Consider the following 11,371-nt stretch of genomic DNA (forward strand, 5'->3'; position numbering starts at 1 on the left):
CTCCGCCGGCCAGCGGCCCGAGCACCGGAATCCACGCATAGCGCCAGTCGCTGTCGCGCTTGCCCGGAATCGGCAGCAGCGCGTGCATGATGCGCGGCGACAGATCGCGCGCCGGGCTCATCGCATAGCCGGTCGGGCCGCCCAGCGAGATGCCGATGCCGAGCACCAGCAAGCCCACCGGCAACGCGTCGAGCGCGCCGAGCCCCACTTGCGGCGCGGCCAGATACAGCACGCCGAGAATCAGCACGAACGTGCAGATCGCCTCGGTCAGCACGTTGTGCGCGACGCTGCGGATCGCCGGCGCGGTGCAGAACACCGCGAGCTTGAGATCGGGATCGACCTCCTTGGCGAAGTGCTGCCGATAGGCGAGCCAGACCAGCAGCGCGCCCGCCATCCCGCCGAGCATCTGCGCGGCCACGTAGCCGGCCACCTTCGACCAGGCGAACTTGCCCGCCAGCGCGAGGCTGATGGTGACGATCGGGTTGAGGTGCGCGCCGCTGAACTTCGCGGTGACGTAGACGGCGACGAACACCGCCATCGCCCAGCCCATCACGATGACGATCAGGTCCGCGCCGCGGCCCTTGGTCTTCGCGAGGAGCACGTTGGCAACGGCGCCGTTGCCGAGCAGCACGAGGATCGCCGTGCCGATGAACTCCGCAATATAAGGTGACATGTCGAGTGTCTCTCTACCAATGCGGCGGACTCGCGCGTTGCACGGTCCGCCTGCTCGTTATGAAGGGTGGCTGCTTGTATCGCCCGCCGCGCGGGCTTGGTGCACGCGGCGGCGGGCGCGCAGTTTACCGCCTGTCGTCGGCCCAGGTCTTGGCGGCGCGCACCGCACGCTGCCAGCCGGCCAGCGCGGTGCTCACCTGATCGGCGGGCATCGACGGCGAGAAGCGCCGGTCGAGCTGCCACTGGCTGCGCACCGCGTCGAGGTTCTCCCAGTAGCCGGTCGCCAGGCCCGCCAGGTAGGCGGCGCCGAGCGCGGTGGTTTCGGTGATCTGCGGACGCACCGCGTCCACGCCGAGCAGGTCGGCCTGGAACTGCATCAGCAGGTTGTTGGCGCTCGCGCCGCCGTCCACGCGCAGCTCGCCGATGCTGAGGCCCGAATCGGCTTCCATGGCGGCCAGCACGTCGAGCGACTGGTAGGCGATCGCGTCGAGCGCGGCGCGTGCCAGATGCGCATCGGTGGTGCCGCGCGTGACGCCGAACAGCGAGCCGCGCGCGCGGGCGTTCCAGTGCGGCGCGCCGAGGCCGGCGAACGCCGGCACGAGATACACGCCATCGGTGTGCGGCACGCTGGCCGCGAGCTTTTCGATCTCGGTGGCGGACTTGATGATGCCGAGCCCGTCGCGCAGCCACTGCACCACCGCGCCGGCGATGAAGATGCTGCCTTCGAGCGCGTAGTTGACCTGATCGCCGATCTGCCAGGCGATCGTGGTGACCAGGTTGTTCTTCGATTCGATCGGCTTCTCGCCGGTGTTCATCATCAGGAAGCAGCCGGTGCCGTAGGTGTTCTTCACCATCCCCGAGCTGGTGCACATCTGGCCGAACAGGGCCGCGTGCTGATCGCCCGCGATGCCGGCCAGCGGCAGCTTCGACGCGAACACGGTGGTCTTGGTGTGACCGTAGACTTCCGACGACGCCTTGACCTCGGGCAGCATGCTGCGCGGGATGTCGAGCGCGGCCAGCAGCTCGTCGTCCCATTCGCGGGTGTGGATGTTGAACAGCATGGTGCGTGACGCGTTGGTCACGTCGGTCACATGCAGCTCGCCCTTCGTGAAGTTCCACACCAGCCAGCTGTCGACCGTGCCGAACGCGAGCTTGCCTTGCTTCGCCTTCTCGCGCGCGCCTTCGACGTTGTCGAGAATCCAGCGGATCTTGGTGCCGGAGAAGTACGAATCGATCGGCAGGCCGGTCTTGGTGCGCACCATCGCCTCCAGGCCGTCCTTCTTCAGCGAATCGCAGAAATCGGCGGTGCGGCGGTCCTGCCAGACGATCGCGTTGTAGACCGGCTGGCCTGTCTCGCGATCCCAGACGATGGTCGTCTCGCGCTGGTTGGTGATGCCGATCGCGGCGATCGACGTGCCGTTCAGGCCCGCGCGCGTGACGGCCTCGGCGGCCACGCCGGCCTGCGTCGACCAGATTTCGCGCGGGTCGTGCTCGACCCAGCCCGGCTGCGGATAGATTTGCTCGAACTCCTTCTGGGCAATCGACTTGATGTTGCCCTGGCGATCGAACAGCATCGCGCGTGAGCTGGTCGTGCCTTGATCGAGTGCGAGGATGTATTGATCCTGCATCTGTCTCATCTCCATTCGTCAGTAATTTTGTTTCGCGCCGGCCTCGTCGCGGCGCGTGCTGCGGTCGATCCCGCGCGGCGGCTGGTTGGCGCGCCGCGCGTTGCTGCCTTCGGTGTTGCCGGTGCGTCAGTGAACCGGGCGGACTTGCGCCGGTTCGGCGGCCAGCGCGCGGGTGGCCGTGAACCAGGCCGCCACCGCCGCCGTGACCGCGTCGAGCGTGCCGGGCGCGACATGCAGCCCCAGCTTCGAGCGGCGCCAGAGCACGTCCTCGGCGCAGGTCGCCCATTCGTGATCGCGCAGGTAACGCAGTTCCGCTTCGTACAGGCCCGGCGCGATCGCCGCGCCCAGCCCGTCGACCGATCGGGCGCCGGCCACCACGCGTTCGGCGCGGGTGCCGTAGGCGCGCGCGTAGCGGCGCGCGAGCGCGGCCGGCAGCCAGGCATGGCGCTGCGCGAACGCATCGGCGAACGGCGCGAAGCGCGCGTCGGCGATGTCGCCGCCCGGCAGCGGCTGGCCTGCTGTCCAGGCCGGCGCGGGTGAGCCGAGCGCTTCGCCGAGCAGGCCGGCCGCATCCTCGGCCAGCTTGCGGAAGGTGGTGATCTTGCCGCCGAACACCGACAGCAGCGGCGCGCCCCGGCCCGGGTCCATCTCGAGCCGGTAGTCGCGCGTGACGGCCGACGGGTTGTCGGCGTTTTCATCCTCGAGCAGCGGGCGCACGCCGGAGTAGGTCCAGTGCACGTCGGCCGGCGAGATCTTCTGCTTGAAATAGCGGTTGATCGAGTCGCACAGGTATTGCGTCTCGTCGCCGTCGATCGACACCTTCGACGGATCGTCGTGGTATTCCACGTCGGTCGTGCCGATCAGCGTGAAATCGTGTTCGTACGGAATCGCGAAGATGATCCGCTTGTCCGGGTTCTGGAAGATGTAGGCGTGATCGTGCTCGAACAGGCGCTTCGTGATGATATGGCTGCCCTTGACGAGCCGCACGCTGTGGCGCGCGTCGCGGCCGAGCGCGCCGTGCAGCACCGAGCCGACCCACGGGCCGGCCGCGTTGGCGATCGCGCGGGCGCGCACCTCGAACGTCGAGCCGTCGGCGCGTTGCAGGCGCGCGAGCCATTCGCCGTCGGCGCGTTCGGCCGAGATCAGCCGGGTGCGCGTCAGGATGGTGGCGCCGCGCTCGCGTGCGTCCATCGCGTTGAGCACCACGAGGCGCGCGTCGTCCACCCAGCCGTCGGAATAGACGAAGCCGCGCTTGATCGAATCGATCAGCGGGCCGCCGGCCGCGTGACGGGCCATCGTGATGCCGTGCGAGCCGGGCAGCAGTTCGCGGCGGGCGAGGTGATCGTAGAGGAACAGGCCGACGCGGATCAGCCAGGCCGGGCGCAGGTTCGGCATGTGCGGCATGACGAAGCGCAGCGGCCACATGATGTGGGGCGCGGCGCGCAGCAGCGTTTCGCGCTCCTGCAGCGCCTTGCGCACCAGCCCGAATTCCTTGTATTCGAGATAGCGCAGGCCGCCGTGGATCAGCTTGGTGCTGGACGAGGACGTGTGCGAGGCGAGGTCGTCCTGTTCGCAAAGAAGTACCGACCAACCGCGCCCGGCCGCGTCGCGCGCGATGCCCGCGCCGTTGATGCCGCCGCCGATCACGAGTACGTCGTAGTGCGTCTGTTCGGTCACTGCTGCCCTTTGTCCCATAGTCGAACTCGATATTTTCGAATTCGAAATTTAATGAACAAAAGCGAAAAAGTAAAGTTCGTTTAAGAGGGTCGGTAGCGCGCGCCTTCATCCCGGACGATACTGGCGGGATTGTCTTCATCGAGGAGGAAACATGCGTCAGATCATGGTGGCCGGCGCGCTCGCGCTGCTCGCGGGCTGCTCGACGGCGTTGCTGCCCGGCGGCTGGGGTGCGCAGCCGAGCTTCGACACGCTGCAGCGGGCCTGCGGCGAGCCGCACGATTACGGCCGCGATCGTGCATCCGTCTACTCGGCGCTGGGCGACGCGTGGGTGGCGAAGCGGCACGGCCGCTTGAGCGAGGCGGATTTCTGCGCGTTTTCGAACGGGCTGGCCGCGCATCACGCGGCGCTCGGCGCGCAGCCCGACGCGGCGGCGCGCACCGGCTGGATCGACTATCTGAACACGATGCGTGCGCAGGCCGTCACCTGGCGCTCGAAGGCCGATCCGACGCTGCGCGGCGGCTGAGGGCCGGGCGCGGGCGTACAGCGAGGCGCCCACGCGGCGCGCCTGCGCTCGAATGAAAACGAACCCGAAAACGAACGCCGCAACGAAAACGGCCGTCGTCCGGAGACGGCGGCCGCGATGTTGGCGGAACCGGTGTGGCGTTCAGGAATAGCGGACCTTGATCGACCTGAGCGCGGCGTCGCCGCTCTCGGTCACGCAGTAGCGGCGGCCCGAACCGAGGGCCTCCAGCCGAACCAGTTGCTGCTCCAGCAGCGCGTCCAGTTCGTCGCGTTCCATTTCGGCCTGATCGGGCGCGTCCTTGACGAGCAACAGGGTGGCGAATTCATGCGGACTCAGCATCGTTCTCTCCAGACAAACCGTACTTCTCACGGCCGGACAGCATCCGGGGCGCGTTACCCAGCAGGGAAGGCTCGGGGGGAAATGCTCACGACAGCGTTCGCGGTGCATGAACGCCGGGGATTGGGAGTGTAGTCAACGGTTTGGGGAACCCCAAATGCGGCCCCAAAAATAATTCGATTGACAATTCGTCACAATTCCAACGGCCGGCTCGACGCGGCAACTTCTTGATTTCACTTGAAGTTTGCGCTGCGATGCAGCACGGGGCGGGGGATTTCGGGGCGGTGGGGCAACGCATCGGCGAGGCCTGCCAGGTGAGGGCACGCGCGATGCGAGCGCCGCCGGCGCGGCGCAACGGCTCCGCTCAATCGGCCACATACACCTGGGTGCCGGCCGCGGCGATCGTCTCGGTCATGTCCTCGGGCAGCGGCTTGTCGGTGAACAGCGCATGCACCTGCGACAGGTGGCCCTGACGGACCAGCGCCGGGCGGCCGAACTTCGAATGATCCGTCACCAGATACACGGTGCGCGCGTGCTGGATGATCGCCTCGGCCACGCGCACCTCGCGCGTGTCGAAATCGCGCATCGTGCCGTCGGTTTCGATCGCCGAGGTGCCGATGATCGCGTAGTCCACCTTGAACTGACGGATGAAATCGATCGCCAGCTCGCCGACGATGCCCTTGTCCCACGGCCGCACGATGCCGCCCGTGATCAGCACCTCGCACTCCGGATAGCCGCTCATCATGCTCGCGACGTTCAGGTTGTTGGTGATCACGCGCAGGCCGCGATGGCGGTTCAGCGCGCGCGCCACCTCCTCGGTGGTGGTGCCGAGGTTGATGAACAGCGAGGCCTGATCGGGGATATGCGAGGCCGCGAGCGCCGCGATGCGTCGTTTCTCGTCGTGGAACATGCGCTGACGCGCGCTGTAGGAGACGTTCTCGGAGCTGGTCGGCAGGCTCGCGCCGCCGTGGTAGCGGCGCAGCAGGTTCAGATCGGCGAGCCAGTTGACGTCGCGGCGGATGGTTTGCGGCGTGACGTCGAAATGGTTGGCCAGATCGTCGACGGTCACGAAGCCGTCGCGTTGCACCCAGTCGAGCAGTTCCTGCTGGCGGGCATTGAGCGAAAGGCGCGGGTCGCGGGTCGTCATGGTTCGTTCGAAGGCAAGTGAAACGGATGTCCATTGTAAGCAAGCACGCGAACGAACATTTCGTTTTCGCGACGCGAGCGTGCCGGCTTGCTCCGCGCGCGCATTCGCGTTGGAATGGCAGTTTGCGCGCGCCGCCAATGGCCGCATTGGTGCGCCGAGCCCCGCTTTTCCCTTTTTCTCCAGGAGCCGTTGCATGACCCGCTTCAACTGGCAGAACCCCTATCCGTCCGTCCGACAGCCCGTGTTTGCGCGCAATGTCGTTTCGACCTCGCACCCGCTGGCCGCCCAGGCCGGGCTGCGGATGCTCTGGAAGGGCGGCAACGCCGTCGATGCGGCGATCGCCGCCGCCGCCGCGATCACGGTGGTCGAGCCGGTGTCGTGCGGGCTCGGCGGCGATGCGTTCGCGCTGGTCTGGGACGGCGCGAAGCTGCACGGCCTGAACGCCTCGGGCGTGGCGCCGGCCGCGTGGAACCCCGACTATTTCCGCCGTCGCCACGGCGAGGACGCCAACGGCCTGGCGCGCCAGCCGCAGCGCGGCTGGGACACCGTCACGGTGCCCGGCGTGATCGCCGGCTGGGAGGCGTTGCATGCGCGCTTCGGCTCGCTGCCGTTCGCCGATCTGCTGGAGCCGGCCATCGAGCTGGCCGAACGCGGCCATTCGGTGGCCTCGATCGTCGCCGCCAAGTGGGCCGCCGCGGTGCCCGCGCTGCGCGACCAGCCGGGCTTCGCCGAGACCTTCCTGCCGCACGGCCGCGCGCCCGAGGTGGGCGAGCGCGTGGTGCTGGCCGGCCACGCGCACACGCTGAAGACGCTGGCCCGCGAAGGCGCGCGCGCGTTCTACGAGGGCGCGCCGGGCGAGGCGCTGGCCGCGTTCGCGCGCGACACCGGCGGCGCGATGACGGCCGAGGATCTGCGCGCCTATCGCCCCGAATGGGTCGAGCCGATCGGCAAGTCGTTTCGCGGCCACACGGTTCATGAAATCCCGCCGAACGGGCAGGGCATCGCGGCGCTGATCGCGCTGGGGATCGTCGAGCGCTTCGATATCGAATCGATGCCGGTGGATTCGGTCGAATCGCAGCATCTGCAGATCGAGGCGATGAAGCTGGCCTTCGCCGATGTGTACCGCTACGTGGCCGATCCGCGCTCGATGGACGTGACGCCCGAGCAGATGCTCGACGACGCTTACCTGGCCGAGCGCGCCAAACTGATCGATCCGGCCCGCGCCACGCACTTCGCGCCGGGCATGCCGCGCTCGGGCGGCACGATCTACCTGTCGGCGGCCGACGAGCGCGGCATGATGATCAGCTTCATCCAGTCGAACTACATGGGCTTCGGCTCGGGGCTGGTGGTGCCGGGCCACGGCATCGCGTTGCAGAACCGCGGCTGCGGCTTCTCGATGGATCCGGCCTCGCCGAACGTGGTGGCGGGCGGCAAGCGGCCGTTTCATACGATCATTCCGGCGTTCCTCACGCGCGAGCGCGATGGCCGCCAGGAAGCCGTCATGAGCTTCGGCGTGATGGGCGGCGACATGCAGCCGCAAGGGCACCTGCAGACCATCGTGCGGATGCTCGCCTACGGCCAGCAGCCGCAGGCCGCCTGCTGCGCGCCGCGCTGGAAGGTCAACCGCGATTTCACGCTCGACCTGGAAGCCACGCTCGACCGCGAGGTGGCGGCCGGGCTTCAGGCGCGCGGCCACCGCATGCAGTCGATCGACGATCCGTATATGGATTTCGGCTCGGGCCAGTTCATCTGGCGTCTCGACGCCGACGATCCCGAGCGCGGCTACGTGGCCGCCAGCGACAGCCGCCGAGACGGCCTGGCCGCCGGTTTCTGACGGTCGGCGCGGGCACCGGCGCTGCGCGTCGCAGGTGCCCGCCAGCATGGAGAGGACGCCAAAATACCGCGCCATCACGCGCTTTCGCAGATTCGAATTGAATTGCAAGCGACTTTCGAATTAATTGCCTGATGCGGCGCAATAGGCAGCGCGGAACTGCGTGTCGCGGGAGAGGTCTGTGACTGAAGGCACATTCGAGAAGTTCCGGCTAAGATAAGCGGATCCAGATCGAAATAATTCATTCATATCCGCTTTGTCCGACAGGCCGTGCGGCCGCTGGGCCGGCTTCGCCGCCGTGCCGCAGCCGGCCGCGCCATCGGGGCAAAGTGCTTGGGAGCGCTACGATGCTGGCCGAAACGAAGCATGTGATGCCCTGGCGCATCGAAGACATCGACCTCACGCGGATCGACCGCACGAAGGCCGCCGCCAATGAAGACTTGCTGCTGCTGCTGTGCGCGGCGTCGTTCATCGAGAGCGGCTCCGATCTCTACACGAGCAATTTGAGCCAGTTTTTCGGTGAGGACCCCGAAGTAGCCGACTGGCTCAACGAGCAGTGGGAACACGAGGAGCTGCAGCACGGCCGCGCGTTGAAGGCCTATATCGGCTACGTGTGGCCCGAGTTCGACTGGGATCTCGCATTCCACAATTTCTTCGACGAATACTCGAAAACCTGCTCGCTCGAAGCGTTCGAGAAAACGCGCGCGCTGGAGATGGTGGCGCGCTGCGTGGTCGAAACCGGCACCGCCACGCTCTACCGCGCGATCAACGAATGCTCGGACGAGCCGGTGCTGAAGGAAATCACCAACAACATCCGTTCGGACGAAGTGCGTCACTACAAGCACTTCCTCAAGTATTTCAAGAAGTACAACGCGGTCGAGGGCAATGGCCGGATGGCCGTGCTCGGCGCGCTGCTGCGCCGCTTGCTCGAAATCCGCAACGAGGATTCCGAGATCGCGCTGCGCCACGTGTTCGCGATTCGCTATCCCGAGAAGGTGCGCGATACGGCCTACAACCGCGAGCGCGTGGTGCGCGTCAACCGGCTGGTGCGCCGCCATCTGTCGGCCGACATGTGCGTGAAGATGCTGCTCAAGCCGCTCGATCTGCCGTCGCGCATTCAGCCCGGCTTGCAGTATCCGCTGACCAAGCTGACCCAGCACGTGTTCTTCCGTTGATCCCCGCCCTGGTCCCGGGCGCGCTCGCGCCCTTCCTTCGGAGCCCGGCATGAGCGCGGCCGATCGCGCCGCGCTCGATCGCTGGACGTTCGACGCGTGGCCGCCCGCCTGCCTCGCGCTGTTCGACGGCACGGCGCTCGACGGCAAGCTGGCGTTCACGGCCTCGCTGGTGATCGTTGATCGGGAGGTCGAGCCGCCCGATGCGCGCACCACGTTGTTGAGCGTCGGCGAGCTGTACGCGCCCGATGCCGGTTCGCTGTATCTCGCGCTGTGGCCACGTTCGCGCGGTGCGCAATTGCTGGTGCGCGAGCGCGCTGCGGTGCTGAGTTTCGTGGCCGACGGCGCGTTTTACCAGGCGCGGCTGCGCGTCGAGCCGGCCGGCGCGACGGGCGACCGCCCGGCCGACGACGGCACCGGCGTGGCGGGCCTGGCCTGCTTCCGCGCGACGCTCGCCAGCGGCGATGCGCAGCGCGTCGGCTATGCGCGGCTGACTTCGGGCATTACGTTCGAACTCGATGAAAAGCGCGACGCCGTGGTCGCGCGCTGGGCGCGCCAGATCGAGCAGATCCGGCTGATTGCGGCCGCCGCGCCGCGTTGACGCGCGGCTGAAACGGCCTGTTGGACGGGAAGCGGCACGCGCCTTGCGCTCGTGCCGTTCGGCTTCCCGCCCGTCACTTCCGGCTATCGAAACAGAAACAGCCTGACGGCACACGGCGGCGCGGCTTGCGTTGCGCCGCCGTGCACTGCCGCCTGACGCGGCTTGGCGCCGATCAGTTGCCGCGCGAACCGCTGCGCGAGGTGCGGCTGCGGTTGGCGTGCCCGGCGTTGCCGTTGCCGCTGCCGGCCGGACGTGCGCCGCCCGGTTGTGCCGCACGCGGCTTGGCTGCCGGCTTGTTGCCGCCGGCATTGCCCGCACCTTGCGCGGCCTTGACCGGCTTGGCGGCGGGCTTGGCTGCCGGCTTGCTGCCCGCCGGCTTTGCCGAGGGCTGGCCGCCACGTGCCGTCTGCGCGCGGCCCTGGCCGCCGCCCTGCGGCTGGCGATTGCCACCACCGCCGCCACCGCCACCGCCACGTTGCGGCTGCTGTCCGCTGCGGCGCTGAATCGGCTCCGGCTTGGCGTTCGGATCGGGTTCGAAGCCGGCGATCACTTCCTGCGGAATCTCGCGCTTGATCAGGCGTTCGATGTCGCGCAGCAATTGCTTTTCGTCGACGCACACCAGCGACACGGCTTCGCCCGTCGCGCCCGCGCGGCCGGTGCGGCCGATGCGGTGCACGTAATCTTCCGGCACGTTCGGCAGCTCGTAGTTGACGACGTGCGGCAGTTGGTCGATGTCGATGCCGCGCGCGGCGATGTCGGTGGCGACCAGCACCTGCAGCGTATTCGCCTTGAATTCCGTGAGCGCGCGCGTGCGGGCCGACTGGCTCTTGTTGCCGTGGATCGCCAGCGCGCTGATGTCGTCCTTCGCCAGTTGCTCGGCCAGGCGGTTCGCGCCGTGCTTGGTGCGCGTAAACACCAGCACCTGGAACCAGTTGTGTTCGCGGATCAGGTGCGTGAGCAGCTCGCGCTTGCGGTCGCGGTCCACCGGGTAGATCTTCTGCGCGATCGATTCGGCCGTGGTGTTGCGGCGCGCCACTTCGATCAGCGCCGGCGAATCGAGCAGGTTGTCGGCGAGCGTCTTGATCTCGTCGGAGAAGGTGGCCGAGAACAGCAGGTTCTGGCGCTTGGCCGGCAGCTTGGCCAGCACGCGCTTGATGTCGTGGATGAAGCCCATGTCGAGCATGCGGTCGGCTTCGTCGAGCACGAGGATGTCGAGCTGCGACACGTCGATCGTCTTCTGCTGCATGTGGTCGAGCAGGCGGCCCGGCGTGGCCACCACGATATCGACGCCGCGCTTGAGCGCATCGATCTGCGGATTGATGCTGACGCCGCCGAACATCACGGTGGAGCGCAGCTTCAGGTACTTGCCGTAGGCGCGCACGCTTTCCTCGACCTGCGCGGCCAGCTCGCGCGTGGGCGTGAGGATCAGCGCGCGCACCGGGCGCTTCGCGCCCGCCTGCGGGGCCGGCATGTCGTTCAGGCGCTGCAGGATCGGCAGCGTGAAGCCGGCCGTCTTGCCGGTGCCGGTTTGCGCGCCGGCGAGCAGGTCGCCGCCGCCGAGCACGGCGGGAATCGCCTGGGATTGAATCGGAGTGGGTTCGCTGTAGCCGAGTTCGTTGACGGCTCGCACGAGGGGTTCGGCGAGGCCGAGGGAAGCAAAAGACATAAACTCTCTTGGGGTTCGGAAAGACGCCGCCGCGGCGCCGGTAGGCACCGCGAGGCATCGTCATACAAAAAAAGCAAAAAGGGCGTGGCCGCGGTGTCGCGCGGCCCCGCCCCCGTGT

The 11,371-nt window shown here is 67.8% G+C and carries 10 protein-coding genes; 4 read left to right on the forward strand and 6 right to left on the reverse strand.

Annotation, left to right across the window (positions count from 1 at the left end; genetic code table 11):
- From ACYP33_RS29555 to glpD, 3 genes are all read right to left on the reverse strand, one after another.
- Positions 1–673 (reverse strand): MIP/aquaporin family protein (locus ACYP33_RS29555; protein WP_459624878.1); only part of this gene is annotated, 673 nt, incomplete at its 3' end.
- Between the two features lie 124 nt (positions 674–797).
- Positions 798–2,300, reverse strand: coding sequence for a glycerol kinase GlpK (gene glpK / locus ACYP33_RS29560; RefSeq protein WP_414445657.1), 1,503 nt, complete (start codon positions 2,298–2,300; stop codon positions 798–800).
- Positions 2,301–2,426: 126 nt separating this feature from the next.
- Positions 2,427–3,977 carry a glycerol-3-phosphate dehydrogenase gene (gene glpD / locus ACYP33_RS29565; RefSeq protein ID WP_459624953.1) on the reverse strand — a complete coding sequence of 517 codons (1,551 nt, stop codon included), beginning with the start codon at positions 3,975–3,977 and terminating at the stop codon, positions 2,427–2,429.
- A 151-nt stretch (positions 3,978–4,128) separates the two neighbouring features.
- On the opposite strand from glpD, the gene ACYP33_RS29570 reads away from it, so the two are divergent.
- A complete protein-coding gene (locus ACYP33_RS29570) occupies positions 4,129–4,500 on the forward strand; it encodes a hypothetical protein (protein ID WP_414451023.1) in 372 nt (123 codons plus the stop codon).
- Between the two features lie 141 nt (positions 4,501–4,641).
- Here ACYP33_RS29570 and ACYP33_RS29575 read toward each other — a convergent pair whose 3' ends face one another.
- Together ACYP33_RS29575 and ACYP33_RS29580 are read right to left on the reverse strand one after the other, a co-directional pair.
- Positions 4,642–4,839, reverse strand: coding sequence for a phage tail assembly chaperone (locus tag ACYP33_RS29575; RefSeq protein WP_013699317.1), 198 nt, complete (start codon positions 4,837–4,839; stop codon positions 4,642–4,644).
- 361 nt (positions 4,840–5,200) lie between these two features.
- On the reverse strand, positions 5,201–5,983 hold the full coding sequence (locus ACYP33_RS29580; RefSeq protein WP_414443032.1) for a DeoR/GlpR family DNA-binding transcription regulator: 783 nt from the start codon (positions 5,981–5,983) through the stop codon (positions 5,201–5,203).
- A 193-nt stretch (positions 5,984–6,176) separates the two neighbouring features.
- On the opposite strand from ACYP33_RS29580, the gene ACYP33_RS29585 reads away from it, so the two are divergent.
- The 3 genes from ACYP33_RS29585 to ACYP33_RS29595 all read left to right on the forward strand — a co-directional run bounded on the left by ACYP33_RS29585 (position 6,177) and on the right by ACYP33_RS29595 (position 9,587).
- On the forward strand, positions 6,177–7,817 hold the full coding sequence (locus ACYP33_RS29585) for a gamma-glutamyltransferase family protein (RefSeq protein ID WP_459624879.1): 1,641 nt from the start codon (positions 6,177–6,179) through the stop codon (positions 7,815–7,817).
- Positions 7,818–8,161: 344 nt separating this feature from the next.
- Complete coding sequence (locus ACYP33_RS29590) at positions 8,162–8,989, forward strand: ferritin-like domain-containing protein (protein ID WP_414443030.1); 828 nt, start codon at positions 8,162–8,164, stop codon at positions 8,987–8,989.
- Positions 8,990–9,038: 49 nt separating this feature from the next.
- Positions 9,039–9,587 carry a hypothetical protein gene (locus tag ACYP33_RS29595; protein ID WP_459624880.1) on the forward strand — a complete coding sequence of 183 codons (549 nt, stop codon included), beginning with the start codon at positions 9,039–9,041 and terminating at the stop codon, positions 9,585–9,587.
- A gap of 172 nt (positions 9,588–9,759) precedes the next feature.
- Here the strand turns inward: ACYP33_RS29595 and ACYP33_RS29600 are convergent, their stop codons facing one another.
- Positions 9,760–11,253 (reverse strand): DEAD/DEAH box helicase, encoded by a 1,494-nt coding sequence (locus ACYP33_RS29600; RefSeq protein WP_414451026.1) that lies wholly within the window; start codon positions 11,251–11,253, stop codon positions 9,760–9,762.
- Between the last annotated feature and the right edge of the window lie 118 nt (positions 11,254–11,371).

The sequence above is a fragment of the Burkholderia sp. 3C genome (genome assembly GCF_054589155.1).

Excerpts from the sequence above, each read along its gene's own strand:
- glpK (WP_414445657.1), bottom strand. The coding sequence starts at position 2,300 with ATGCAGGATCAATACATCCTCGCACTCGATCAAGGCACGACCAGCTCA.
- ACYP33_RS29570 (WP_414451023.1), top strand. The coding sequence starts at position 4,129 with ATGCGTCAGATCATGGTGGCCGGCGCGCTCGCGCTGCTCGCGGGCTGC.
- ACYP33_RS29575 (WP_013699317.1), bottom strand. The coding sequence starts at position 4,839 with ATGCTGAGTCCGCATGAATTCGCCACCCTGTTGCTCGTCAAGGACGCG.
- ACYP33_RS29580 (WP_414443032.1), bottom strand. The coding sequence starts at position 5,983 with ATGACGACCCGCGACCCGCGCCTTTCGCTCAATGCCCGCCAGCAGGAA.
- ACYP33_RS29585 (WP_459624879.1), top strand. The coding sequence starts at position 6,177 with ATGACCCGCTTCAACTGGCAGAACCCCTATCCGTCCGTCCGACAGCCC.
- ACYP33_RS29590 (WP_414443030.1), top strand. The coding sequence starts at position 8,162 with ATGCTGGCCGAAACGAAGCATGTGATGCCCTGGCGCATCGAAGACATC.
- ACYP33_RS29595 (WP_459624880.1), top strand. The coding sequence starts at position 9,039 with ATGAGCGCGGCCGATCGCGCCGCGCTCGATCGCTGGACGTTCGACGCG.
- ACYP33_RS29600 (WP_414451026.1), bottom strand. The coding sequence starts at position 11,253 with ATGTCTTTTGCTTCCCTCGGCCTCGCCGAACCCCTCGTGCGAGCCGTC.